At 63.2% G+C, this 25,346-nt stretch carries 25 protein-coding genes; 7 read left to right on the top strand and 18 right to left on the bottom strand.

Going from position 1 to position 25,346, the window contains the following annotated elements:
• Nucleotides 1-110: 110 nt before the first annotated feature.
• Nucleotides 111-1,103 (bottom strand): hypothetical protein, encoded by a 993-nt coding sequence (locus tag Pla111_RS07020; protein ID WP_146572686.1) that lies wholly within the window; start codon nt 1,101-1,103, stop codon nt 111-113.
• A gap of 211 nt (nt 1,104-1,314) precedes the next feature.
• Here Pla111_RS07020 and Pla111_RS07015 point away from each other — a divergent pair, with 211 nt between their 5' ends.
• The 3 genes from Pla111_RS07015 to Pla111_RS07005 all read left to right on the top strand — a co-directional run bounded on the left by Pla111_RS07015 (nt 1,315) and on the right by Pla111_RS07005 (nt 5,045).
• Nucleotides 1,315-4,128: a zinc-dependent metalloprotease gene (locus Pla111_RS07015; protein ID WP_197524826.1), complete on the top strand. Its 2,814-nt coding sequence runs from the start codon at nt 1,315-1,317 to the stop codon at nt 4,126-4,128.
• 142 nt (nt 4,129-4,270) lie between these two features.
• Nucleotides 4,271-4,618 carry a P-II family nitrogen regulator gene (locus Pla111_RS07010; protein ID WP_146572682.1) on the top strand — a complete coding sequence of 116 codons (348 nt, stop codon included), beginning with the start codon at nt 4,271-4,273 and terminating at the stop codon, nt 4,616-4,618.
• A gap of 64 nt (nt 4,619-4,682) precedes the next feature.
• Entirely contained in the window at nt 4,683-5,045 is a 363-nt protein-coding gene (locus tag Pla111_RS07005; protein ID WP_146572680.1) for a response regulator, read from the top strand.
• Here the strand turns inward: Pla111_RS07005 and Pla111_RS07000 are convergent.
• The 8 genes from Pla111_RS07000 to groL (Pla111_RS06965) form a co-directional block, all read right to left on the bottom strand.
• Nucleotides 5,033-6,037 carry a hypothetical protein gene (locus Pla111_RS07000; protein ID WP_146572678.1) on the bottom strand — a complete coding sequence of 335 codons (1,005 nt, stop codon included), beginning with the start codon at nt 6,035-6,037 and terminating at the stop codon, nt 5,033-5,035. The two genes, Pla111_RS07005 and Pla111_RS07000, sit on opposite strands and share 13 nt — an antisense overlap.
• A 39-nt stretch (nt 6,038-6,076) precedes the next feature.
• A complete protein-coding gene (locus tag Pla111_RS06995; RefSeq protein ID WP_146572854.1) occupies nt 6,077-6,244 on the bottom strand; it encodes a DNA gyrase inhibitor YacG in 168 nt (55 codons plus the stop codon).
• Between the two features lie 27 nt (nt 6,245-6,271).
• A complete protein-coding gene (locus Pla111_RS06990; protein WP_146572676.1) occupies nt 6,272-6,592 on the bottom strand; it encodes an FmdB family zinc ribbon protein in 321 nt (106 codons plus the stop codon).
• Nucleotides 6,593-6,680: 88 nt separating this feature from the next.
• Complete coding sequence (locus tag Pla111_RS06985; protein WP_146572674.1) at nt 6,681-7,292, bottom strand: nucleotide exchange factor GrpE; 612 nt, start codon at nt 7,290-7,292, stop codon at nt 6,681-6,683.
• Nucleotides 7,293-7,324: 32 nt separating this feature from the next.
• Nucleotides 7,325-8,521, bottom strand: a complete 1,197-nt coding sequence (gene dnaJ / locus Pla111_RS06980; protein ID WP_146572672.1) for a molecular chaperone DnaJ — start codon at nt 8,519-8,521, stop codon at nt 7,325-7,327.
• A gap of 95 nt (nt 8,522-8,616) precedes the next feature.
• Complete coding sequence (groL, locus tag Pla111_RS06975) at nt 8,617-10,236, bottom strand: chaperonin GroEL (protein WP_146572670.1); 1,620 nt, start codon at nt 10,234-10,236, stop codon at nt 8,617-8,619.
• 82 nt (nt 10,237-10,318) lie between these two features.
• On the bottom strand, nt 10,319-10,621 hold the full coding sequence (groES, locus tag Pla111_RS06970; protein ID WP_146572668.1) for a co-chaperone GroES: 303 nt from the start codon (nt 10,619-10,621) through the stop codon (nt 10,319-10,321).
• Nucleotides 10,622-10,710: 89 nt separating this feature from the next.
• The gene (groL, locus tag Pla111_RS06965; protein WP_197524824.1) at nt 10,711-12,405 is read right to left on the bottom strand and encodes a chaperonin GroEL; all 1,695 of its coding nucleotides are present in this window, start codon (nt 12,403-12,405) and stop codon (nt 10,711-10,713) included.
• 420 nt (nt 12,406-12,825) lie between these two features.
• Between groL (Pla111_RS06965) and Pla111_RS06960 the strand changes: the two genes are divergently transcribed.
• Entirely contained in the window at nt 12,826-13,440 is a 615-nt protein-coding gene (locus Pla111_RS06960) for a WcaF family extracellular polysaccharide biosynthesis acetyltransferase (RefSeq protein ID WP_146572667.1), read from the top strand.
• 13 nt (nt 13,441-13,453) lie between these two features.
• Here Pla111_RS06960 and Pla111_RS06955 read toward each other — a convergent pair whose 3' ends face one another.
• Nucleotides 13,454-14,725, bottom strand: coding sequence for a Y-family DNA polymerase (locus Pla111_RS06955; protein WP_146572665.1), 1,272 nt, complete (start codon nt 14,723-14,725; stop codon nt 13,454-13,456).
• Nucleotides 14,726-14,844: 119 nt separating this feature from the next.
• On the opposite strand from Pla111_RS06955, the gene Pla111_RS06950 reads away from it, so the two are divergent.
• Nucleotides 14,845-15,258: a GlcG/HbpS family heme-binding protein gene (locus Pla111_RS06950; protein ID WP_146572663.1), complete on the top strand. Its 414-nt coding sequence runs from the start codon at nt 14,845-14,847 to the stop codon at nt 15,256-15,258.
• A 106-nt stretch (nt 15,259-15,364) separates the two neighbouring features.
• Here Pla111_RS06950 and Pla111_RS06945 read toward each other — a convergent pair whose 3' ends face one another.
• From Pla111_RS06945 to bcp, 7 genes are all read right to left on the bottom strand, one after another.
• Nucleotides 15,365-15,964 (bottom strand): IS630 family transposase, encoded by a 600-nt coding sequence (locus Pla111_RS06945; RefSeq protein ID WP_146572661.1) that lies wholly within the window; start codon nt 15,962-15,964, stop codon nt 15,365-15,367.
• 411 nt (nt 15,965-16,375) lie between these two features.
• Nucleotides 16,376-16,660 (bottom strand): colicin immunity domain-containing protein, encoded by a 285-nt coding sequence (locus Pla111_RS06940; protein ID WP_146572659.1) that lies wholly within the window; start codon nt 16,658-16,660, stop codon nt 16,376-16,378.
• A 217-nt stretch (nt 16,661-16,877) separates the two neighbouring features.
• Nucleotides 16,878-17,315 carry a hypothetical protein gene (locus tag Pla111_RS06930; RefSeq protein WP_146572657.1) on the bottom strand — a complete coding sequence of 146 codons (438 nt, stop codon included), beginning with the start codon at nt 17,313-17,315 and terminating at the stop codon, nt 16,878-16,880.
• Nucleotides 17,316-17,586: 271 nt separating this feature from the next.
• Nucleotides 17,587-19,665, bottom strand: a complete 2,079-nt coding sequence (gene fusA, locus Pla111_RS06925) for an elongation factor G (protein ID WP_146572655.1) — start codon at nt 19,663-19,665, stop codon at nt 17,587-17,589.
• Between the two features lie 273 nt (nt 19,666-19,938).
• The gene (locus Pla111_RS06920) at nt 19,939-20,370 is read right to left on the bottom strand and encodes a hypothetical protein (protein WP_146572653.1); all 432 of its coding nucleotides are present in this window, start codon (nt 20,368-20,370) and stop codon (nt 19,939-19,941) included.
• Nucleotides 20,371-20,558: 188 nt separating this feature from the next.
• Nucleotides 20,559-21,038: a hypothetical protein gene (locus Pla111_RS06915; protein ID WP_146572651.1), complete on the bottom strand. Its 480-nt coding sequence runs from the start codon at nt 21,036-21,038 to the stop codon at nt 20,559-20,561.
• Between the two features lie 178 nt (nt 21,039-21,216).
• The gene (gene bcp, locus Pla111_RS06910) at nt 21,217-21,702 is read right to left on the bottom strand and encodes a thioredoxin-dependent thiol peroxidase (RefSeq protein ID WP_146572649.1); all 486 of its coding nucleotides are present in this window, start codon (nt 21,700-21,702) and stop codon (nt 21,217-21,219) included.
• Nucleotides 21,703-22,076: 374 nt separating this feature from the next.
• Here bcp and rsfS point away from each other — a divergent pair, with 374 nt between their 5' ends.
• A complete protein-coding gene (gene rsfS, locus Pla111_RS06905; protein WP_315851483.1) occupies nt 22,077-22,580 on the top strand; it encodes a ribosome silencing factor in 504 nt (167 codons plus the stop codon).
• An 83-nt stretch (nt 22,581-22,663) separates the two neighbouring features.
• Nucleotides 22,664-24,637: an arginine--tRNA ligase gene (gene argS, locus Pla111_RS06900; protein ID WP_146572647.1), complete on the top strand. Its 1,974-nt coding sequence runs from the start codon at nt 22,664-22,666 to the stop codon at nt 24,635-24,637.
• Here argS and Pla111_RS06895 read toward each other — a convergent pair.
• Complete coding sequence (locus Pla111_RS06895) at nt 24,605-25,255, bottom strand: DUF4405 domain-containing protein (RefSeq protein ID WP_146572646.1); 651 nt, start codon at nt 25,253-25,255, stop codon at nt 24,605-24,607. The two genes, argS and Pla111_RS06895, sit on opposite strands and share 33 nt — an antisense overlap.
• Nucleotides 25,256-25,346: the final 91 nt, after the last annotated feature.

The following is a 25,346-nucleotide window of genomic DNA, read 5'->3' as shown; positions in this document are numbered from 1 at the left end:
ATCGCCGGGGCGTTGCAAAGCGTGGTTATCCCCGCGGCTCCCTTGCCAACGCAACCGCGGTTCGGTGGGTTCACCCCGCTGAAACCAATTTCCCGCTACCGTGGGCTATATCACCCCTGCGAGGAAGAAGCTCGCAAGAGCCGGTCCAATCGCCATTCTAGGGCTTCTCGCCGAGTTATGCCTCCCACTTCTTGCCAACGCTCGCGGTCGGGCCCCGCCAGCCAGCCCCGCCAACGGCTGACCGCTATCACGGTCGCCGCAAGGTCGAGGGCTCCTACCAGCTCGCAGGGAGCCCTATCGCCGGTGCCGCTGGCTTCGGCATAGACGCGTACTAACTGGTCGCGGTACGCCGCGTCGCCATCGGCAAGCTCGCCCGTCAGCCTTGCGACATCGCGCCACGGCGTGTCGACTGCCAAAGCCCCGTCGTCGATCCAGCCCGCAAGCTTTCCCTCCCGCACGCGGGCGTTTTCGGGACGGGCATCGCCGTGAACCGTTTGCACGGCAAAGACCTCACGGGCGAAACGCCGCATCTGCTTGATCGCCAGCGCACGCGCCCCGGTTTCTAGCGTCGTAGCTGAGACCGGGTCGTCTGCGGCCGCCTCGAGCGCCGCCAAGCGGGTGGCGAACACCGGCGGGGGCGGTATCGAGGGCGATATTGATGGCAACGTCGAGGGGAGATCAGCCACGCGAGTCGATTCGCTCCACGCAGCATGCAGCGCGGCGAGCCCACGGACTGCGACGTCGGCGGTGGCAGGCGTGGCGGGGGAGCCCTCGATCCAATCGCGCACCTGCCAGCTATGCCCTGCTTGGAAAAACGCTGGCTCGCCGTGGAGGGTGGTGTACGGCCGTGCCATGTGTGGCGTGCGGCGATTGGCGCGGCTTAGCTCACTCGCAACCCAGGCGTCGCGTGCCGCGTCGGGCTGGGCCTGCTGGCAGGCCTTAACAGCGTACCTGCCGGTCGGGGCCTCGACCCGCAGCACACGGGCACCGCTGAGTCCGCTCGGCACCAGCTCAACTCGGCGGGGGTCCCGCAGCTCAGCAAACGCCCGCTGAACCTCGGGGGGCAGCCGGTACACGGGATCGGCGTTCGAGACAGGAGCCATACATAGGGGGCCCGACCACCGGGCCTCGGCAGGTACAGGGGATTTAAGAAAAGAAGAACGGTCAAGCAGCGTGGGTGGAATGGGGTATAGTTACAAGCCTGTGCCTGGACCCGGTCGTGGGGTTGTAAGGTTCTTGCCGGTTAGGCCAACCGTTTTCGCTGCGTGCTCACCTGGAGGGCAACGCGGTGCTCAGCAATTGGATACTCGATCGATGCTCACTGCTTTGATTCGCTGTGCGATGCTTACCCGTATTGCTCTGGTTGTCGGTGCGCTGACGTTGTCCGCCGAGGTCAAGGCGAACGAGGTCAAGGCGGACGATGCCCCCCCCACCGAAAAGACCAAGGGGAGCGTCGCCGCGGAGTCTCCCGATAAGGCGAGCGACTCGAAAGAGTCCAAGTCCTCGGAGAAGCCCGCGGAGTCCAAGTCCTCGAAGTATCCGCCCCTGTCGAAGGTTCTCAAAGATACCGAGGCCGTCGAGGGACTGCTCAAGCTCCATTACGCCGACGACCGGCTGTTCGCCGAGCTGGATCCCAGCGATCTCAACACCGACTTGATCGTGCTGATCACGATCGCCAAGGGGATCGGCCAAACGCCGCTGCTGGGCGGCTTCAGCTGGGGCTTTGGTGACGACTGGGTTTGGCAGTTCCGCAAAGTGGGCGAGCAGATCCACGTGGTCCGCCGCAACGTCCGCTTCCGCGCGAAGCCGGGCACGCCGACCGCCGAGGCCGTAAAGCTCGCCTACACCGACAGCGTGATGTTCAGCCTGCCGATCGCCACACGGGGTTCGGGCGGATCGTACATCATTGATATGACTCCGGTCTTCTTTAGCGATCTGCCCCAGATCGGCATGGTGCTGCCCGGATTTTCGTTCACCAAGCAGCGCAGCACGTTCCTCGAACCCAAGGGGTACGACCGGAACGTGGAGATCCAGGTCGCGGCGACCTACGCCTCGAGCGGCTATACCGAGTACGACACGGTCGCCGACTCACGCGCCGCAACGATCAATGTTCACTATTCAATCAGCCGCCTTCCCAAGACCGACTATCGCCCGCGCCTGGCGGACGACCGGATCGGCTACTTCCTGACCGCGGTGAAGGACTTCTCGAAGCCGGAAGACGAAGACCGCTTTGTGCGTTACATCACGCGCTGGGACCTGCAGAAGGCAGACTCCGACGCAGAGTTTTCGACCCCTAAGCAGCCCATCAAGTTCTGGCTCGAGAAGACGATCCCCTTCAAGTATCGCAAGCCGATCCGGGATGGCATCGAAGAGTGGAACCTCGCCTTTGAGAAGGCGGGCTTCTACGACGCGATCGACGTCGATCAGCAAGCCGAGGACGCCAACTGGGAGCCCGGCGACATCAACTACAACACGTTCCGTTGGATCACTTCGGACGCGGGCTTCGCAATGGGCCCGTCGCGCGTCAACCCCATCACCGGACAGATCCTGGACGCCGACATCATCTTCGATGCGAACTTCCTGCAGTACTGGAAACTTGAGTATCAGACCGTCACGCCGCAAGGCATCGAGATGCTAACCGGCGGACCCGTCGAGATCGGTGCCTACGAGGCCCAGCAGAAAGGTCTCCCGCTGCATGTACGGCAAGGCCATACGGGCCGCTGCTCGTGCAATCTGCTGGGCGGATCGAGCCAACAGCTGGCGTTCGCCGCTGCGGTAAGCTCGGCCCGCAAGCGTTCGCCCGAAGAGCTCGAACGGCTCATCATGGAGGGCCTCAAAGAGGTCACCATGCACGAGGTAGGGCACACCCTCGGTCTGCGTCACAACTTTAAGGCCAGCACGCTGCTCTCAACCGACGAGCTCCACAACACCGAAAGCACCGCCAAGACCGGCTTGAGCGCCTCGGTGATGGACTACCACCCCACGAATCTCGCTCCCCCGGGCACCAAGCAGGGCGACTACTACTCGCGCACCATCGGGGCCTACGACTACTGGGCCATCGAGTACGGGTACAAACAGGTCAAGGATGAGAAGAAAGACCTTGCCGCGATCGCCGCCCGTAGCGGTGAAACCGGCCTCGCCTTCAGCACAGACGAGGACACCCGCGGCATCGATCCCGATCCGCACAGCCGCCGCTTTGACATGAGCGACGACCTGGTAGCCTTCGCCAAGAATCAGGCTGCCATCGTCGCCGAGGCCCTGCCGAAGGTTGTCGCCGATCTGGTGGGCGATGGCGAAGATTACGAACGGGCGCTCCGCGGATTTCAGGTGCTGCTCGCCACGCACGGCCGCGCGATGTTCGATGCGTCACGCTACGTCGGTGGGCTGTACGTCAATCGCTCGCACAAGGGCGACAAGAACGCCCCGCAGCCCTTCCTGCTGGTCGAAGCCGATCGTCAGCGCGCCGCGATGGACCTGATCGGAGAGCAAGTCTTCAGCGATCAACCGTTCCTCGTGCCCCGCGAGCTGTACAACCAATTAGCACCGTCGAAGTGGTCGCACTGGGGATCTCCCACCGCGCGCCGTGCGGATTACCCCGTGCATGAGGTGATCCTGCTCTGGCAGGAGCGGATCCTAGATCGCTTGATGGCCTCGTTGACACTCCACCGAATCCAAGACAACGAGCTTAAGGCGGACCCCGACGTGGACGTCTTTACCAACGCGGAACTGTTCGAGCGGCTGACTAAGCTCATCTTCCGCGAGGTCGATGACTTCAAGCCCGGCGAGTACTCCAACCGGCAGCCCGCCATCTCCAGCCTGCGCCGCAACCTGCAACGCGCTTATCTTGAGCGGCTCGCCGAGATCGCGATGGGACGCTACTACATCTCGCTCATGGAGACACGAGGCGGAGCGATCATCGATGTTCCGCCGCAAGACTGCCAGACGATCGCCTTTGTCGAGTTGCAAGAACTCAAAAAGAAGATCGACGAGCTGCTCGAGGACGAGCCCGCCCTTGATCGCTACACCGAAGCGCACCTGCGCGAGACCACCGCACGGATCCAAAAGGTCATCGATTCGGAGATGCTCGCGTTCCCCATGCGCAATCGTTACCTCGACAAGGCGATGTAAGTAGCGGCCATTGGTGTTGGTAGTCGGTCCGAGGCACCTCGCTGCGACAGCATCCCAAGCCGGCCGATACCCGTGAGCGGCGGCTGAAGCTACGCTAACGCGACCTGATTAAGCCGTCCTCCTCCGGTCGTGACCAAACGTCGTGAAGCTCATCGTCGCGGTTATCCAACCCACCAAGCTCGAAGCTGCCCAGCGTGCGCTGGCGGCGATCGGCGTAACGCGGATGACGATTGCCGACGCGATGGGATTCGCCCGCCAACGCGGCCACATCGAAACCTATCGCGGGCACGAGTATCAGACGCAGCTTCTGCGCAAGATCGAGCTCCAGATCGCGGTCAACGACGACTTCGTCGACCCCGTGCTGGCGTGCCTAGAAGAGCACGCCCGCACCAGCAAGGAAGGTCACATCGGCGATGGCAAAGCGTTTGTCCTGCCCATGGAGCAGGTGATCCAGATCAGCGACGGGTTGGAGGGTCCGGGTGCGGTGTAGTCACCCGCCTACGGCGTGCAAGTCGGAATTCCTCGACAACGAACGAAGAGTCGAATAAGAACCTATGTCTGCCCTGCTCATCGCGACTGACCTAATGTCGGTTTCTGCCGCGTCGGGAGCCGCACAACGTGCCGGCACCGAGCTACGCACCGTTGGGCCCACGGCGATCGAGAAAACGCTCACTAGCGCGGCCGAGGCCCGGCAAATAGGTCTGATCGTGATCGATCTTACGGCCCCGATCGCCGACGTGGCCGCTCTGGTGGTCTGGCTCCGTAGTGCGGCACCCGCAGCCCAGATCATCGCATTCGGCCCCCATGTGCAAGAGCAGCGTTTGGCCGCCGCGGAGTCCGCGGGCTGCGATCGTGTCATCTCACGCGGGCAGTGGCACAAGCAGGCCGAGCAGCTCTTGCGAGACTACGCCGTCTGACTGTCGGGTGCCGTGTTGGTGGCGTTCTCGTCGATGGCTTGGCCATCAACCCGATGCCGCATCACCAGATAGATCGCGGCCCCGGCAGCGAAAAAGTAGGCGGGGTAGTAACCGCGCGCAAAGCGGCTGAGGGCTGAAACAATCGACACGGGCCCTGTTGGAGCCGACAGATCGAGTGCCCCGAGAGATGTCGTAACGCCCGCGATGAACCCTTCCAGGAGCGCCCCGCCCGCGATCCCGATAACCACGGCAAAGGCCAGGCACCACGCCAGCGTAAACGGACGTTGCAAGGTGTAGGCATAAGCGCGACTAATCGCGTCGAACGCGTCGGACCGATCGATGACGATCGCCGCCACGATAAGCGGCGAAAGCAACAAGGCCCCGCCTGCCAACAACAGCAGCGGAAAGCCAACCCCCACCGCCAACACGGCCCAGACCAAAGCGGGAAGCTGTCCGTCCGAAAGCCAAGCCACGCTCCGCAAGCCTCCGGCAAGCAGCAAGGCCGCGATGCTTGGCATTGCCACGGCGGCAGCCAACGAGGGCATGAGGCCCAAGGCATTACGGGCAATCCGGATCACCCCCGGCGGAGTCGTTCCTGTCAGCTTGTTGCCAACGGTCTCGACTACGAGAAGCCCGACCACAAGCCACCCGAGGGCTCGCCCGATCGTTGCGAAGACCGCCAGCGTGCTCGAAAACAGCGTTCCTGTCGTGACAAGCTCCACATAAGCCTGCGGCCAGCTGGCAAGGTGCCTGACGGCCGACGCAAGCGGATCTGCCCCCTCAGCACCTAATCGGGTGGCTTCTAGAATCCCTTGGTCCAGCAGCACCGCCCCCAGTCCCGCAAACACCAGCGGCCACCCGATCAACGCAGCGGGAGCACGGGCGATCAACAGCCACGGTGCCACCGCCAGCCAATCGATCTGCCGCAAGGTCGGCGGTTCGTCATGCCGACCGCTTGCCGTGGAGTCGGTGGGACTGGTGAAGGAGGTCAACAGCGGATCGGTCCGTTCGGGGGAGAGCCAGCGACAGGGCTAGTTGAGCGAGCCGTCGTGATAATCGTCCGGATCAGGAAGATGGGGCAAGCCCTGCCCTTCGTCGAGCCAACGCCCCAGGTCGATCGTCCGGCAGCGTTCGCTGCAGAACGGCTTCGCCTCGCTCGCGGCGGGCTCAAATTCTTTTTTACAGGTGGGGCACTGCATAAGCGTTGATAACCGCACAGAGAAACACTAGTCCTTGCTCGTCGGCTTGGCGGGCTTGCTCTCGTTCTTGGAAGACTTTGCTTCCCCCTTAGATCCCTCGCTCTTGGAATCTGATTTCTTCTCGGTCGATTTCTTGTCCTTCTCGGCAGCCTTCTTGTAGGAGTCGCTGCGGTAGTCGGTTTCGTAAAAGCCGGACCCCTTGAATACCACTGCCGCGCCCGTGCCAAAGAGCCGGCGCAGCTTCAACTTGCCACAGCTGGGGCACTTCTTCTTTACCGCTTCCGAGATCTGCTGAAAGAGTTCGAACTCGTGTCCGCACGCGTCGCACTCGTAGTCGTAAGTGGGCATCGGGGGGGCTAGCGGGGGGAGTACGGGACGGGGGGAGTACGGGAATTGGGGGGAGAGGAAGCAAAACGCAAGGCAATCTACCGAAAGCTTACCCGGGGGCCCCCGAGGATACGATCACCTGGGCCGGGCGAACCACACGATCGTGCAGGCGGTATCCCACCTGGGCCACATGCATGACCGTTCCCGCCTCGTGCTCTGCTGAGGGCTGCTGCAAGATTGCTTCGTGCAGGTTCGGGTTGAACGGCTCGCCGAGTGGTTCCACCGGCTCACACGCGTGTTGCTTGAGTACATTCAACAACTGTTGCGCAACCAGCCGAAACCCTTCGATCACTCCGTCGGCGGCCGCCCCCTCAGCTTCTGCTAAGCCCTCCTGCGTCTTGCTCGCTGCCTCGAGCGCCCGATCGATCGTATCGATCGCCGGCAGCAGATCGCGCAGCAGAGACAAGGCCCCGTACTTCCGCTGGTCGGCCACTTCGCGGCTCGATCGGTTGAGCACATTCTGCAGCTCGGCTTGCAGGCGCAACGAACGATCCTTCTCGGCGGCAAGCTGCTCCTCGATCGTCGGCTGGTTGTCGGCGGCGCCGCCGCTCGGGTTGGATCCCGAGTCCTTACCGGCTGCTACTTCGCCGGGCAACTCGTCATCGGGCGCGAGCGCATCGATCAGCGTTTCTTTGTCATCGGCATGAGATGAGTCATTCATTGCGGTGTTCGGCTCCTCTTAATTTCAGTTGGCTATCGCTTGGCTTTGTTCTTGGCCTGACGCGGAGCCTCGGGCACTTCGTCCGCATCCGATTCGTCGTTCGCAGCGCCGTTTTCATGGGCCGTGAAGTAATCCTTAAGCTTCGTGAAGAAGCTCTTACGCTCAGGTGCCACGTGCTTGTGTTCGAGCTCTGCCAGCTCACGTAGCAGACGCTCTTCGTCCGGCGAGAGCTTCTTGGGCACCTCAATGGTCACCTGCACAAGCAGATCGCCCATGCCGCGACCGTGGGGATCGGCGATACCAAGGCCCCGTAAGCGAAAGACGTCGCCCGATTGCGTACCGGCTTTGAGCGTGACGGTGGCCCGCCCGTCGAGCGTGGGCGTTTCAAGTTCGCAACCCAGCGCGGCTTGGCTGTAGGTGATCGGCATCCGCACGATGAGGTGCTGCCCCTCGCGATCAAACAGCGGGTGGGCCGCGACCGAGATAAAGCAATAGCAGTCGCCGGGAGGGCCACCGTTGGGGCTTGGCTCGCCCTGCCCCGTGATTCGCACCCGGGTGCCATCGTCCACGCCCGCGGGGATGTTGACTTCCGTCTCCACCGCGCGAAGCCGCTGCCCCGTGCCCCGGCAATCGTTGCACGGCTTGCTAATTGTCTGGCCGGCCCCCTGGCAGGCGGGGCACGTGGTCTGCATCCGCACGATCCCGGCGGACTGGATCACCCGGCCCGCACCACCGCAGTAGCCGCACGTTTCTTTCGAGCTGCCCGGCGCGGCACCGCCGCCGTCGCAGGTCGCGCACCGCTCGTGGCGCTGGAACTCAACCGTTTTGGTGACGCCGGTGGCCGCCTCGTGCAGCGTTAGCGATACGTCGCACCGCACGTCGCGTCCGCGGCGCCGTCCACGTCGGCCGCCACCACCGCCACCGAACAGATCGCCAAACACGTCTCCAAACGCGGAGAAGATATCCTCAACGTCAGAGAACCCACCACCGCTGGCCGCGCCGTTGACTCCGGCATGGCCAAAACGATCGTAGCGCGAGCGTTTCTCCGAATCGTTCAGCACCTCGAAGGCCTGAGCGGCTTCTTTGAAGCTAGCGATCGCCTCATCGTTGCCGGGGTTCTTATCCGGATGGTACTTGATCGCCAGCTTGCGATACGCCGTGGCGATCGTGTCGCCCGAGGCGTCTCGTGAGACGCCTAGCACCTCGTAGTAGTCACGCTGCGTGGCCATACCGTCGCTCGGTGTTCGCGCCGACTGTGTTTAGCAAACCGGGCCACACGCCCTGCGGCGGTGGCCCGGTGAAGGGTCAAAGATCGAGACGCTCGTTAGCGGATGCTGCCAACGATCGCCTTCTTGTCTTGATCACCGGCGTCAAAGTTCGTGACCAGCGTCTCGGTCGTAAGCAATAGGCCGGCGATGCTGGCGGCGTTGGTGATCGCGGTCTTAACGACCTTGGCCGGATCGATGATGCCCGCCTTGAACATATCGGTGTACTCGCCAGCGTTGGCGTCGTAACCGATGTTCTTACCCTTCTGGCTCACTTCGTCCGCGATCACGCTGCCGTGCAAGCCGGCGTTATCGACGATCTGCTTGAGCGGTGCTGCGAGCACACCCAAGACGATATCCACGCCGATCCGCTCATCGCCCTTGGCCGCTGAGCGGGCCTTCTCGACCGCCTCGCGGCTGCGGAGCAGTGCGACACCGCCGCCCGGAAGGATGCCTTCCTCGACTGCCGCCCGCGTGGCGTGCAAGGCGTCCTCGACACGCGCTTTCTTCTGCTTCATCTCGGCTTCGCTCGAAGCGCCAACCGAAACAATCGCGACTCCGCCGGTGAGCTTCGCAAGACGCTCTTGGAGCTTCTCTTTGTCGTAGTCGCTCGTCGAGGACTCGATCGTCTTGCGGATCTGCTCGATCCGCTTTTGGACGTCGGCCGAAGAACCGGCACCCTTGACGATGGTTGTGGTGTCCTTGCTGGCGGCGATCCGCTTGGCCCGGCCAAGGTGCTCGAGCGTTACGCTCTCCAGCTTCACGCCCAGGTCCTCGCTGATGAGCGTGCCACCGGTGAGCGTGGCGATATCGCCCAGCATCGCCTTGCGACGATCGCCGAAGCCCGGGGCTTTGACCGCCGCCACGTTCAGCACCCCGCGGAGCTTGTTAACCACCAGGGCCGCCAGGGCTTCGCCCTCGACATCTTCGGCGATAATCATCAGCGGCTTGCCCTTCTGGCTGACCGCTTCCAGCACCGGCAGGAGTTCACGCAGGTTGCCGATCTTCTTCTCGTGGATCAGCAGATAGGCGTCCTCAAGAACGGCCTCCATCGTCCCCTGATCGTTGATGAAGTAGGGTGACAGATAGCCCTTGTCGAACTGCATGCCCTCGACGAACTCGAGCGTCGTTTCGGTGGTCTTGCCCTCTTCGACCGTGATGACGCCGTCCTTGCCGACCTTCTCCATGGCGTCGGCAAGCAGGTCGCCGATCACCCGGTCATTGTTAGCGCTGATCGAGCCAACCTGGGCAATCTCTTCTTTGCTGCTGACCTTCTTGGAAGAGGCGTCAAGGAACTCGCACACCGCGGCGGCCGCCTTGTCGATGCCCCGACGGATCGCGGTCGGGTTGCTGCCGGCAACGATATTGCGGGCCCCTTCCTTGAGGATTGCCCGCGCGAGCACCGTGGCGGTCGTCGTACCGTCTCCGGCAAACTTGCTCGTCTTGTCGGCGACCTCGTGCACGAGCTTTGCGCCCATGTTCTCGAACGGGTCTTGCAGCTCGATTTCCTTCGAGACCGTCACGCCGTCCTTGGTGACGGTCGGACCGCCGAACGACTTGTTAATGATCACGTTACGGCCGGTGGGGCCCATCGTAACGGCCACCGCGTCGGCAAGCTTGTTGACGCCGGCGAGCACCTTGGCCCGAGCCGCGTCATCGAACATCAGTTGTTTGGCCACGGGTTTATTTCCTTGAATGTGCAGGCCGATTATCGGACGGCCTTAGTGGGCTTTAAAGGCGGGCGTTGCGTCGTCAGCGGCTTCAGCCGGTGACCTTCGCCAGGATGTCGCTCTCGCGGAGGATCTTGTACTCCTCGCCATCGACCTCAACCTCTGACCCGCCGTATTTGCCGTAGATCACTTCGTCGCCAATCGCAACCGACAGCTCACCACGAGCGCCGCTGTCGAGAAGCTTGCCGATGCCAACCGCAACCACTTTGCCACGCTGGGGCTTCTCGCGTGCGGCGTCGGGCAGCACGATGCCACCGGCGGTCATCTCTTCGGCGGCGAGGGGGGAAACCACAACACGATCGTCCAGCGGACGCAGCTTGATGCCTTTGGCCATGTTTTTTTCCTTGATACTTTTGATTGATCGCTTCCTGAGAAGCGTTGGTTGTTGTCAGAAGATCACCGTGTGCGACACCGCGTGGCGGGCTACATCATGCCGGGCATGCCACCCATGCCACCCATGCCGCCCATACCACCCATGCCGCCGCCCATGCCACCCATCCCGTGATCGTGGTCATGTCCCCCCGCTGCCTCTTCATCCTTGGGAGCGTCCGTGATCAACGAGTCGGTCGTCAGCAACAGGGCCGCGACACTCGCGGCATTCAACAGCGAGGTGCGAACCACCTTAGCCGGATCGATAACGCCGGCCGCGACGAGATCGACGTACTCGTCTTTGTCCGCGTTGTAGCCCTCGGTCTTGCCCTTCATCTGGCGGACACGGCTAACGACCACATCGCCATCCACGCCGGCGTTTTCGGCGATCGCGGCAAGCGGGTACGAGAGAACACGCTTGATGATCTCGGCACCGAGCTTCTCATCGCCTTCCAGCGTGAGCTTGTCGACTGCCTTCTCGGCTCGCAGCAGTGCGACACCGCCGCCGGCAACCACCCCTTCCTCCAGTGCCGCGTGCGTCGCAGCACGGGCGTCGTCGAAGAGGTCTTTACGCTCTTTCATCTCCGACTCGGTCGAAGCACCAACCTTGATCTGAGCAACACCGCCCGCGATTTTCGCGAGGCGCTCTTGGAGCTTCTCGCGATCGTAGTCTGAATCGGTTGAGTCAATCTCGGCGCGGATCTGGTCCGCACGTCCTTGGATGGCGTCCTTCGAGCCGGCACCGCCGACAATCGTCGTGTTGCCCGAGGCAACGATGACCTTCTTCGCACGGCCCAGGTCGCTCAGCTGCACGCCGTCGAGCTTGATGCCCAGGTCCTTGAAGATTGCCGAGCCGCTGGTGAGCGTCGCGATATCGCCGAGCATCGCCTTGCGACGATCGCCGTAGCCGGGTGCCTTGACCGCACAAACCTGGACGATACCCCGCAGTTTGTTGACCACCAGCGTTGCGAGCGCCTCACCATCAACGTCTTCGGCGATGATCAGCAGCGGCTTGCCCGCCTTGCTGATGGCTTCCAGCAGCGGCACGAGCAGCTTGGCGCTGGAGATCTTCTCCTCAAAGACCAAGATATGAGCGTTCTCGAGGACCGCTTCCATATCGTCTTCGTTCGTGACGAAGTGCGGCGAGAGATAGCCGCGATCGAACTGCATGCCCTCGACCACTTCCACCGTGGTCTCGCTGCCACGGCCTTCTTCAACCGTGATCACGCCGTCTTTCCCAACCTTGGCAAAGGCGTCGGCCAGCACCGAACCGATTGACGGATCGTTATTGCCCGCGATCGTGGCGATGTGCTGCAGGCTTTTCTTGTCCTTGACTTCAATGGGGTCGGCCTGCTTGAGCACCGCTTGACCAACCGCTTCTACTGCCTTTTGGATGCCCCGGCTGAGCGCCATCGGATCGGCACCGGCGGCCAGCATCTTCAGGCCCTCGCGGAAGATGCCTTCGGCGAGCACCGTGGCGGTCGTCGTGCCATCGCCCGCGACGTCGTTCGTCTTGCTGGCGGCTTCCTTGACCAGTTGGGCCCCCAGGTTTTCGTAGGGGTCATCCAGGTCGATGTCTTCAGCGACGGTCACGCCGTCCTTGGTCACCTTGGGTGAGCCCCAGCCCTTGTCGAGCACCGCGTTGCGGCCGCGGGGGCCCAGCGTGCTCTTCACAGCGCGGGCAAGTTTTTCGACGCCGGCCGCGAGCGCCTTGCGGGCGTCGTCTTCAAACACCATCTGCTTTGACACGGTTGTAGATCCTCCAAGCAGGATTGACGGGTGAGCCGGGGGCTCAGTGGTCTAAAAAGTCATCAGGCCCGATGGCCTGTCATGCATCACGCGGAGCGGCAGGGCCTGCCAAAAGCGGCAGCGCACCCTTTCCACACCAGCTGAAACGCAAGTGGTGTGCCAGCGCCGCGTGCAGGGTCCCTGCTGCCGGCCTGTCCCGGTACGAACCGATGGATTTTTTACGCAAATAGCCGCGTCTAACCCCGCAGCGCCTCGCAAGCCGCCGCCGTCCAAGCCGACTTTAAGCTCAACCGGCAGCCAATATGGCAGGCCGATTGGCTGGTCGAAGCGGTCGTTACCCCGCCGGGCAATACCTTCGTCCGCTGGGGCCGTGAGCTATCCTTTCAGGCCCCCTGTCCCCCCGAACCCCGTTTTCGTTCGATGCCCCACGTTTCACCCCCCGACCCGCTTGCTCCCGCAGATGCTCCGGCGCACGGCGGCGTGGCAGGGGTCGATCTGGCAAGCTACACCAGCGGCGGCTACCAACCCGGCCGCGGCCCGATCGTGCGACTGCTCTGGTGGTTCACCAGTCTCGCGTTGCTCGAGTCAGGGTGGTTTCTGCTCACGCGGCTCAAGCCAACGGTGCTCCGCTGCTTCGGTGCCAAGATCGGCCAGGGCGTGGTGATCAAGCCGCACGTGCGGATCAAGTATCCCTGGCGGCTGACAATCGGTGACCATTGCTGGATCGGCCAAGACGTGTGGATCGATAACCTGGCCGACGTAACGATCGGCCAAAACGTGTGCGTCTCGCAGGGGACTTACTTCTGCACGGGCAGCCACGATCACCGCCGGCGCAGCTTTGACCTCATCACGCGCTTGATCGTGATCGAGAACGGCGCTTGGCTGGGGGCGAAAGCGATCCTGCTGGGTGGCGTGCGGGTGGGCACCAACGCGATCCTCTCGGCGGGGAGCGTCGCCAACCGCGACGTGCCGCCGGCCACCATCGCCGCGGGCAATCCGGCCGTGGTGGTCCGCGAGCGGCCCCCGATCGCGTAAGCTCGCGGTTGGTCTACGCCCCTTTCTTGGGGCTCCGATCCCATGACTCAGGGGCTAACGGCGTGAGTTCGGTCGCCGGGTCGAGATCGGGGATGTGCATGAAGGCGATCCGCATGGGGGCGGTGGTTCGCGCTTCGTGCATCGAAGCCAGGTAGATCGAGTTGACGCCAAACTTGGCGTTGACCGCGTCCATGGTGCGTGCAGCGCTGTGCGCTTGACGATCCTCGGCAAACAGCGGCAGCGCTTCGCGGTGAGCAAGGCTCAGCCGCGTGAGCGTCACCCCCACGCGGAAGGGAACACCCTCCAGGGGCCGTTCGCGCCAGAGGGTCTCGAGCGCCTTGAGCAGCGTGGGCGTGTCGTTCACGCGGCTCAGATTGCTCCGCGCTCGCCAGCCGTCTTCGCCCGCGTAACCAACCCCTACCTCAAACCGCCCGGCAACGTAGCCGATCTTGCGCAACCGGGCCGCGGCCTTGTGCGTGAGCCGAACGAGCACCCCCTTCGCTCCGTCGTCGGTCCGCAGGGCGGGGGGCAGCACGTGCGAGTGGCCCAGGCTGCGCCGCGTGGTGGGCGTCGGGGCCACCTCGTCGCCCCGCAACGCGTGCCACCAGTGCTCTCCGATGACGCTCCCCCACACCTCACGCAGGTCCACGCGCGACAGGGCGGTCAGCTGCCGCGTGGTGCGCACGCCGCGGTTCTGCAGCCGGCGCAGCATCCGCGAACCGATCCCCGGGAAATCATCCAGCGCCAAACCGTACAGCCGCTGGGGCAACTCCTCGCGCACGATGACACTCAGGCCGTTGGGCTTCTGCAAGTTGCTGGCAACCTTCGCCAAAAAGCGGTTGGTCGCGAGCCCGACCGAGCACCGCAGCGCCGGGCCGATCTCCTCGGCAATCGCGCGCTTGACCCGCTCGGCCACCCGCACCGCCTCGTCCACCGATCGCTGGCGGGGGTCCAGGCGGCAGGCCATCTCATCGATCGAGCACACCATCTCGACGGGCAGCACCGTGTTGACCACGCGAACGATCTCGTGATGCAGCGTGACATAGTCCTCGTGGTTGCCCCGGATGAGCGCGATGCCGGGGCACCGGCGGCGCGCCTCGCCCACGTTCGTACCGGTCTTGATCCCGTACGGCCGCGCCTCGTAGCTGACGGCGATGCAGCAGGTGCGGTCGGTCATGGTCGGCACGACCGCCACGGGCCGTCCGCGCAGCTCGGGCCGCAGGTGCTGCTCCGCCGAGGCGAAGAAGGCGTTCATATCGAGAAAGAGCCAATCGACGCGGTGCATACATTTGTACACTATCGACCGCGGGGGGGGCCGTCAATCAACTTTTGCCAGAGACTATTTTTTCCCGGGCGAGCCGCTGCTGCTGCTCGCCGATCGCACACGCTTTAGGAACCGCCGCCATGCCGTCCGCCGTAGGGATCACGCTCAAACAAGCCCAAGCCGCCGTTGCCGCCGCGATCGAGAAGTCGCAAGCGATCGGCACGCTGATGGATATCGCCGTGGTCGATGCGGGGGGCAATCTCACAGCGTTCGCGCGCGAGGATGGTGCCTGGCAGGGGTCGATCGACATCAGCCAAATCAAGGCCCGCACGGCCCGCTACTTCGACATGCCGACCGGGGCGATCGGTCAGCTCTCGCAGCCGGGGGGCCCGCTGTTTGGCATCGAGCACAGCAACGGCGGGCTGATCACGTTCCCCGGCGGCCTGCCGATCAAGAACGCCGCCGGCGAGGTGATCGGTGCCATCGGCGTGAGCGGCAGTTCGGTGGAGAACGACCACACCGTGGCCGAAGCCGGCGCCGCCGCGGTGAAGTAAGCAGCGCTGCAACGCATCAAGCGATCGACTCGCAATCCGAGGGGGGCCGCTGCCCGGCTTGTCCGACCGAGGACGCCGGGCACCCGGCGTTCCCGTCCCCTGCCGTCTAGAGCGTTTTGCTCTTTGGAGGAACGCGGTAGCCGGCGTTGGCGAAGTAGTTTTGGCAGTGGGTTGGAGTGACACGACGCAGGGCGTCTCCGATCGCTTGCACCAAGGCGTCGAAGGTAGGCGGCGACTTCTTTCGTAACCAGCTCTTCGCTTGGGACCACGCCTGCTCGATCGGGTTGAAGTCGGGCGAGTAGGGAGGCAGGAACCAAGCCCGGGCCCCGACCACTTGAAGGGCCTCTTCGACGCCCTTCACTTTGTGGACCGCCAGGTTGTCCATCACGACCAGGTCGCCCGGCTTGAGCTGCGGGGCCAAGAACTCTTCGATGAAGCCGAGGAACGTGATCGAGTTAATCGCCTTCTTGGTCACCATCGCCGTGATGACGCCGCCCAGGCCGATCGCCGCGGTCATCGTGTGCGTCTGCCAGTGGCCGCCCGAGGCCCGGTCCACGACCCGCCAGCCCTTCGCGCTGCGGCCGTAGAGCCGCTTCATGCCGACCCGCACGCCGCTCTCGTCGAGGAAGATCAGCCGACGCGGATCGGTCCGTTTCACGCGGCGGGCCCAACGCGCGCGTTCTTCCGCGACATCTCCGCCGGCCACTCGGGCGCTTCCGGCACCGGGATCTTATTGCCGCGTGACATAGGGGCCTCCGGGGTTGAAGACGACGGAGTCATTCAAGCTACAGCCTAATGCACTTCCAATCGACCGGGCGGCTTGCTCCTGGGTGCTCCCTTGCGAGAGCAGCACCTCCGCTGCGCGGAGCTTCCCGATGATCTCCTCCGCCGTATGCTTCTTCCCTCTGGGCATCGTAACCTCCTTCAAGGGTGTCCTGACGCCCTGATCTTCGATATCAGACCGCGGACTGGTTTGAAGGGGCTGGGTGGGGTTCGAGCAGCCGGGGATGAGCGGCCTGCTGGATTGTGGGTGGTAGAGCCCTATCCGCAGAGAGCGACCTCGGATTTTCGTGGGGACCCCACAATCCAACCTGCCCGGCGTCGGGGCCGGTCGGAATCAACGGTTGTTGGGTTCATCCAATTCACCATCAAAAACTCGCTGCATCCTTAGGCGCAACTCGGCCTCATCTACCTCGTAGTCTTCTCGGTCTTCATCAGGTTTGTACAGGTCTACCAAGCAAAAAAAAGTTGAAAGCTTCTCGCTTGTTATAGGGTCATCTTCCAGGATCTCGTTGTTGTCTCTCTCTGTTCGCCAAGCATCGGCATAAGCGTCTACAAAATCTTCTACAGGAGTCTTCCTTTGAAGAAAATCTTCGGCGAACTTGAGTAATCTTTGGCTCATTTCAGGAACCCATCTTTGATGAACTTGTCAAACTGCGGTGTTCCTGGTTTGAGCTTGAAACATGTTACAAAGTTTCCTGCCTTATCCAAGACAACAGCGAGGTTTGTTTGTGGATTGAAGTGAACGACAGAATCTTCCACATATCCATATGTCCCTCTTGCGGCAGTGCCAGCGTCGTCAAGGTGCTTCGCACTCGACTTGCTTGGCTGTTGGTGGGTTACTTGTTAATCCGTACGATGGCACCTTCCGAGAGCCGTATCATCACGATGGTCTTCCCGCTCCTGAGATTCGTAACTTCAACGGGAGGAAAGGGAGACACCCCAGCCCCGACCATAGCTGAGAACTTGACCATTGTGCCTTCGGCGATCTGTTGCCAACCGGCGATCGCTGAGTCGGCAAGAGGCAGGCTAACGCTCTTGAGCATGGCCACCCGCCCATCGCCGAAATCAATATGCTTCTCGGGCAATGCTAGATTTACCGAGGGAGCCAACTCGTCGATCTGCTTGCGATCCAAGACGCCTTCCCACTCGACGCTCTGGTTCCCGAACCGGCGAGCAAGCCCATCGGTGTCCTCACTGGCCCGCAGGCAGTCAGCAAGTTCATCAATGAAGAGACTCCAGTCGCTTCGCCAAGGTGCTTCTGTCGATTCGCTCATGCTCTATCCCCAGGGGCCGAATGTGCCGTTGTCGATTGCACCACCCAATCTGTCCGCGGCGATGAGCGGCGGCCTGCTCGTAGTTGCATCCCTCCGCAGCCGTGCCAGAGCGTGACCGCGACGTGACGCCGACACCCTTTGGGGGGGAGGCAGGTTTTCATGCCCAAAACGTGAAACGTAGGGGCATGAAACCTAGTGCAGTAATTCTAACCCGCCTCTCTCGCACAGATGTTGGCATGACCTCTTTTAATTAGGGAGCGGCAACCCCCGCTCACACCCCCGCGGGCTCGGCTTTACCATTCGCCCTATACGCCGCCACGACTTCCTGTTGTACGTTTGGCGGGGCCGGTTCGTTGTGGCTGTATTCCATGGCAAACACGCCCGCGCCGGCCGTGAGGCTCTTGAGCCGCGTGGAGTACTCCTGCAGCTCGCTCATCGGCACCACGGCCTTGATGACACAGGCGTCGGTTTGCATGAGCGAGTCGCTCACCCGGCCACGGCGCGTGGCGATATCGCCCGTGATGTCTCCCATGTACTGCTGCGGGGCGGTCACCTCGAGGGCCACGAACGGCTCCAGCAGCACCGGCGCCGCGTGGTGGATCGCTTCGAGGAAGGCCTTCTTGCCGGCCGTGATAAAGGCGATCTCTTTGCTGTCTACCTCGTGATGCTTGCCGTCAAACACCTCGACGCGGACCCCCGACAGGGGGTAGCCCGCCACGGCACCGTCGTCGAGCACCTGCCGGATTCCCTTCTCGATGGCGGGCATGAACTGGCGGGGGATCGAGCCGCCGACGGTCATGTTCTCGAACTCGAAGCCGCTGGGATGGTCTTCGGGCAGGGGGCTGACGCGTAAAGAGACCTCGCCAAACTGCCCGGCCCCGCCGGTCTGCTTCTTGTGCCGATAGTGCCCCTCGGCCGGGGAGCTGATCGTCTCTTGATAAGCGATCATCGGCGGTGAGGTGATCAGTTGCACGCCGTATTGCGCATCAAGCCGTTCGATCACCACGCGCAGGTGCAGCTCACCCAGGCCGCGCAGCACGGTCTGCTTGGTGGCCGCGATGCGTTCCAGCACAAGGCAGGGGTCCTCTTCTTGCAGCTTCTGGATGGCGTTGGAGAACTTGGTTTCGTCGGCGTGACGCTTGAGCTCGACAGCCAGTCCGTACATGGGCCGGGGCAGGGGCAACGGGACGATGTGCGGCGGATTCTCGGGCGTCGCGCCGTCGTGGAGCACCGCGTCGAAGTGGATCTCGTCCAGTTTAGAGAGCGCGCCGATCTCGCCGGGGCCGATGGCGTCGGTCTCGCGATGCTCCTTGCCCTGCAGGCGCATCACGTGCCCCACCCGGATCGGTTTGCGTGAGTCATTGAGGTACAACTCCGAGCGTGCCCGAACGACCCCCTGATGCACGCGAAAAACGCTCAGCTTGCCGATGTGCCGATCGGTAGCCACGCGAAAGACATGGGCGAGGGTGGGCTGGTCAGCGTCGCACTGGGCAATGAGCGGCTGCGAACCGCTGACAAACGGACGCGGGTTGCCTTCGAGCGGGCTGGGCAGGAGCGACGCGGTAACGTGCAACAGATGCTGAATGCCGGCCCCGCTCTTGGCGGAAGCGTAAACAATCGGCACGAGCTGCCCTTCGCGGAGGGCTTTCTCAAACGCGTCGTGCAACGCTTGCGGGTCGAGCCGCCCTTCGCCGCCATCCAGATAACGCTCGGTAAGCGTGTCATCGACCTCGACCACCTGCTCGACGATCTGGGTGTGCGCCGCCTCGGCGGAACTGAAGGCGGTCGGCTCGTGAGCGTCGTGCTCAAAGACTTCGATCACCGATGAGCAGTCAGACGTCGGCAGGTTGATCGGCAAGCAGACCGCGCCGAACGCCTCGCGGATCTGATCCGTCAGGCCCGCCAGGTCAAGATCCGGGACGTCGATCTTGTTGACGACGATCATCCGTGGCAAACGCCGCTGGGTGGCGACACGCATCAGCCGCCGGGTTTCACTCTCGATCCCTTTGGTGGCGTCGATCACAAGCACTACCGACTCGACCGCGGGGAAGCAGGCGATCGCGTGGCCGATGAAATCGCTGACGCCGGGCGTGTCGATCAGATTGACGTGGTGCCCCTCGTAGTCGAAGTGCATGACGCTTGGCTGCAGCGAATGGCCGTGGAGCCGTTCTTCTTCGGCGTAGTCAGAGACCGTGTTGCCCTGTTCGACGCTGCCCAGGCGCTTTATCTCGCCCGCGTGAAAGAGCAGTCGCTCACAAAGGGTGGTCTTGCCAGCACCCGCATGCCCGCACAAGCACAGGGCGCGAATCGAAGACGGAGCCGGCAGCTCCGCGGGGGAAAAACCGTTCATGGACAAGGTCTCCGCGTGCCTGAGAAAAGAGCGTCACTCGGCTGCAGGGAGCCGAGCGTACGCCGGGGCGACGCGGACCGGGTGTCGAACAACGCCGTCGCGGCGTAGATCGCTAGGTTGACCCTAGTCTAACCACACGAGCCACTCCTCGGTAGAGACAAGACCGGCGTCAGCGACAACACCGCCCGGTAACGCAAGCTGAGTCGGCTTGCGCACGCATTCCCCAAGCGCGCAGCGCTGACGAGCACGACGGCCAAGCCGCGATCGTGCTCGTCAGCGCGAGAGGGTGCCAGGAAGATCGACCGGCAGATCGATCGAGCAGCGCAAGATTCTTCCGCCGCTTTCGTAGCCAGCGGCCCCTCGAAAGCGGCACCACCGCACCAAAACCTCGATGCGCAGGTCTCCCAACCCCATGGCAAGCAGGCCATCGTCCGCCGCGACCAACCGCAAGCGACTAAACGCCAGCGGTTGGTCGTGGCGGAAACCGATGCCGGTCTGTTCTAGGTCGCGACCCGTCACATAAACCGCTTCCTCCCCGCTGCGCAACTCGTCGCGCCGTCCCTCCGCCACGGCTTCGACCCGGAGCCGATAGGCAAAGTCTTCTCGTAGCCCGAGACGCCGTTCCTCGCGGCGTTGTCCGCCGCTCAGGATTTGGAGCAAACGGTCGGGACGAGCGGAGCGCAGCGGGAGCGCAAGTAAGGTCATCGGCAGTCGACCTCGCGGGACCGAGCGGCAGCAGAGAAAAGAACCGGTGGCGGAGCCCCCGTTGACCGCGTGCGATCAGCGTCGGGGTGCCATCTGAAAGGTAGGTTGTGCTGCGGTGGTTGGTGGGTCGTGCTGGCCGAGTTCTTGAAATCGGTTGGCCCGGGGATCGCTACAACCGGACACCACGCTTACAGGTTCCACCAGCGGAGCGCTAACGCGACCCCCCAAGCTAGGGCCCCCATGGAAAGCGTTGCCGAGGCGGCGAGGATCATCACCGCAGCGATCCGCTCGAAGAGCGTGGGAACCTCGTGGGTGTGTGCCGGTGGGGCCGTGGCCTGGATCCGCCGACCCGCCGTCCAGGTGCGCCGCGCCGGTGGGGCGGCACGCCGATACAGCCGCAGCGGACCGGCAGAGAGCCGCCCCGTCCCACCGTTGGCACCACGCAGCAGCGCCGCGACCGCTTCCTCGCGTGGGGCGAAAGCTGGCAGGGGCTCGGCGCTGGGTTTCCGGAGCGCTTCGTGAAACAACTCGGGAGCCGGACGTAACGCCTCGGCCAGGCGTAAACACGACTCGCAGCCGACAAGGTGCTCGAGCACCGAGGCGTCTTCAACGGCGTGACCGGTCAGGGGGCCGCGGGTGAGCGCCGCAAACGCTTGGTCGCAATCCATACGCAGGCGTGCAGGCGAACGACGCCAGCGCTGAGCCCGCGCGGCGTGACCACCAATGCAGATAAGGAGGTTGGCGAGATAAGAACTTCGATCCGTGCCGCCGCCTAGTCGCAACTTAGCGTTCGAGCGCAGGTAATCACCAGACCAAACCCCAGGTTTACGGTGATCCGTCAAGAGTTTATTCCGATCTGAGCTGGGCGAGCGCTTCGAGCACCTGCGTCTCGTGGCCCTCAACTTTGACTCGCTTCCACAGCTTCGCCACTTTGCCATCGGCATCGATCAGATAGGTGCAGCGCTGGATCCCCCACGACTTCTTGCCGTACATATTTTTTTCGCGCCAGGCCCCGTATTTTTCCGCGACTTTGTGCTCCGGGTCGATGAGCAGCGGAAAGTTCAGGTGGTACTTTTCGCGGAACTTGGCGTGGCTGGCGGCGTCGTCGGGGCTGACTCCGAAGACTTTCGCCCCGGCCTTGGCCAACGCCGCGCTGGCGTCGCGGAACGCGCAGGCTTCTTTCGTGCAGCCGGGGGTGTCGTCTTTCGGGTAAAAGTACAGCACGACGGGCCCCCCCTTCAGGTCGGCCAGCCGGATCTTGTCCCCCTCGTCCGAGGCAAGGGTAAAGGCGGGCGCTTTGGTGCCGTGCTCAATCCAACCGTCTTCGCTCATGATCAATTCTCTCGTAACTGGCGGGGGAAGAGGCCGCGGGAGGGAGGAAAACGGGGCGGCCGAGCTCGTTTTTCAATCGCAATAGCTTAGGCGGAGTCCCCCTATCGGGCGCCCCCTGCCGACAAGAAGTTGCGAACTTCGCGCTGCTCAGCGCGGTCCTTCACCAAGCGGCCCGAGCCGCAAGCCGTGCCACGGCGTCGCCCCCGCGGGATTCCTCGACTACACTAGGGATAGCGAGGCGGGCATCCAGACGAACCTTCGGGGGTCTGCTTGCCAAACAGCCTCGCGGTCGGGCTTGCGTGCCAGTACTTCTGGAGCAACCGATCGCTTTGCCTCCCCCCGCTCCCTTGGCACACCGCGTCTCGCTCTAGGAGTTGGCCATCCGTATCGATCCTTCAGAAACCCGCGCCGAATTGATTTCCGACACCGTTCCGGCCACCGCGCCGATCGCGGCCGATCCCTTTCGGACCGAATCTCCGCAATTGCCGCTCTCAGCGCGGCCGGCCGGGCAGGCCGAACGCAGCCTGCAGTTGGCCTTGGCAGCCGCTGACGTGGCGCGCGAGAACCGTGGCGAGGAGATCCGCGTGCTGGATCTGCGCGAGGTGACGCCCGAATTCGACTACTTCGTGATCGTGACCGGCAAGAGCCGGCGCCAATTGCACGCGATCAGCGAAGAGATCGACCATCGCCTGGAAGACACGCTGGGCGACTCGCGCCGCAGCATTGAAGGCTACGACGAAAGCCGCTGGATCTTGCTCGACTACGGCTCGGTGGTTGTTCACCTGTTCGACGACGAGACGCGTGGCTATTACGCCCTGGAAGACCTGTGGAACGACGCCCTCGTGACGGAGATCCCCAGCGAGAGTTCCTCCGGGTGAACTAGCGAAAAGCTCGGTTCACGTTGCTCGGGGGCTCCCGACGTGCCTTGCGGCATCGCTCTTCAGGGGGCATCTTCCTGAGCATGAATGCCCTCGTTGAACTCCGCCGCCGCTTTGTCGTTGCCCTAGAAGGACTCGCCGACGAGCCCGCTGCGCTGGCGGAAATGATTCTCCCCAGCCAGGATCCGCGCTTTGGCGATTATCAGGCCAACTGCGCTATGCCCTTGGGCAAAAAGCTGGGCAAGCCGCCCCGCGAGATTGCCACGACCCTTGTCGAGCGCCTCGTCGCGGCACCCGGCTGGGAGAGCCTGTGCGATCCGCCAGAGATCGCCGGTCCCGGCTTTATCAACCTTCGGCTTAAGGACGATGGGATCGCAGCGCGCCTGGTGACGGCGTTGGCAGACACCGAGCGATTGGGCATCGTCCCGGTCTCCGCGCCACGCAAGTATGTGCTCGATTATTCGAGCCCCAACGTCGCCAAGCCGATGCACGTGGGCCACATTCGCTCGACCGTCATCGGCGACGCCCTGTCACGCGTGCTTCGCTTCCTGGGGCATCAGGTGATTACCGACAATCACATTGGGGATTGGGGCACCCAGTTCGGGATGATCATCTACGGATACAAGCACTTCGTTGACACCGAAGCGCTCGCCGCGGCATCGGTCGCGGAGCTGAGCCGTCTCTACAAGCTCGTCAACCAGATCGGCGAGCATCAAGCCAACCTTGCCGAGAAGCGGCCCGCCCTGGCAGAGAAGATCGCCACGCAGGAGACACGCCTTGCGGAACTGGCAACGGCTCCGCCCACGGGTGACCCGAAACAAGACAAGCAGGCTGACAAGAAACGACGGCAAGCCGAGGGCACCCTGGCAGATCTGCGCCGCGAACAAGCCGAGCTCGAAGCCAAGATCGCGGCCTTCTTGGCAGACGCTCGCCTTTCGTCGCTCGCTGCGGCCCACCCGGCAATTGGTGCCGCGGCCCTGGCGGAAACCGCCAAGCTGCACACCAGCGACCCTGAAAACGTTGGCCTGTGGAAGCGTTTTTTGCCAGCCTGCTTGGAGGAAATCCAGCAGACCTACGACCGCCTGCGCGTAACGTTCGACCACACGCTGGGCGAGAGCTTCTACCACGATCGTCTCGCGGGGGTCGTCGAAGCGCTCCAGAAAAAAGGGCTCGCACGCGAGAGCGACGGAGCCCAATGCGTTTTCCTTGAGGGTTACGAAGCGCCGTTTATCGTTCAAAAGAAAGACGGGGCCTACCTCTACGCGACGACCGACCTGGCGACCATCCAGTACCGCATGGAGGAGTGGGCTCCCGACGCGGTGCTCTATGTCGTGGACCATCGGCAGAGCCTGCACTTCGAGCAGCTCTTCGCCACCGCCCGGCAGATTGGCTACGACGACCTCGAGCTGCAACATATCTCGTTCGGCACGGTGCTCGGCGAAGACGGCAAGCCCTACAAAACCCGCAGCGGATCCGCCGTCGGGCTCATGGGCCTGCTCGATGAAGCGGTCGAGCGGGCGGGCACCCTCGCTGCCAAGAGCTCGGTCCTAGAGACCGACACCGAACGGGCAGCCGTCGCCGAACGCATCGGCATCGGAGCCATCAAGTACGCCGACCTGTCGCACAACCGCACGAGCGACTACGTCTTCAGCTATGACAAGATGCTTGCCATGCAGGGCAACACCGCGGCCTACATGCAGTACAGCGTCGCGCGGGTGAAGAGCATCTTCGGCAGGGGGGGAATCGATCCCGAGACGCTCCGCGGAGACGATGCGACGATCGCGTTGTCGAACCCCGCCGAGCGCGCGCTGGCGATGGAGCTGCTGCGTTTTACCGAGGCCCTGGCCCGCGTCGCGGCCGAGTACAAGCCCAACTATCTGACAGCCTACCTGTTCGATCTCGCGCAGCGCTTCGCCGAGTTCTTTGAACAGTGCCCCGTGCTCAAGGCGGACGACGACGCCACAAAGGCGAGCCGCCTGCGACTGTGCGACCTCACCGCCCGCACGCTAGAACAGGGGCTGGCCCTACTCGGTATCCGCACGGTCGAGCGGATGTGACCCAGACGGCAGATCACGGGTGGCTTCTGGTACCTCCAACTCGGTCATGAAGAATTTATGTGCTAGCGGGCCCAGACGGATCGAGCCATCCACTCCCGTGGGAAGACCCAGCCTAGCCGCCAAGGCATCGACCGACTCTCCCGTTAAGGCAGCTGCCTTGGCGAGCGTCGTTCGCCCGTAAATTGATGATGCGTGCCTGGTAACGATCACGGGGCCATCCGCTGAATGCGTCTGATCTGACGAATGTCTTTCGTGTGGTTGGTGGGCCGCTGTTTCAAGAGGGACCATCATCGGGGTGCTGGCGAACGCCAATAGTGCGAATAGCGCTAACATTGCGATAAGCCTACGCGTGCCGCGGCCCTGCTCGGCCCGCCCGTTGACTACACATGCGATCCACTTCCCGTGGATCGCTAGGTGCGCCAGCAATGTGGCGATGGTCGCCACTGCGATCCAGAAGTGCACCTCGCCCCAACCATGACGATCGAGAGACCAGATCGTTGCTCCGCGACCCGAACCAGGCGGCAGTCGTAGCCAGATTAGCAGCCCGGTAGACGTCAACGCCAACGCTTCAATGAACGCCGCGGCGTCGATGGTTGCGTTCCAGCGCGTGCGTGTCATGGTTCCGCCCTCCTAAGGTTTGGGGGGCGTTTCTGTGGCAAGGTAAGCCCCTTAAGGCATTCTTCACCCTATCCGGGCTAATTGAATGTGA

The sequence above is a fragment of the Botrimarina hoheduenensis genome, from assembly GCF_007859815.1.
Lineage (GTDB): Bacteria > Planctomycetota > Planctomycetia > Pirellulales > Lacipirellulaceae > Botrimarina > Botrimarina hoheduenensis.
The sequence above is the reverse complement of the archived record's forward strand: the minus strand, read 5'-3'. Positions and strand labels throughout refer to the sequence as shown.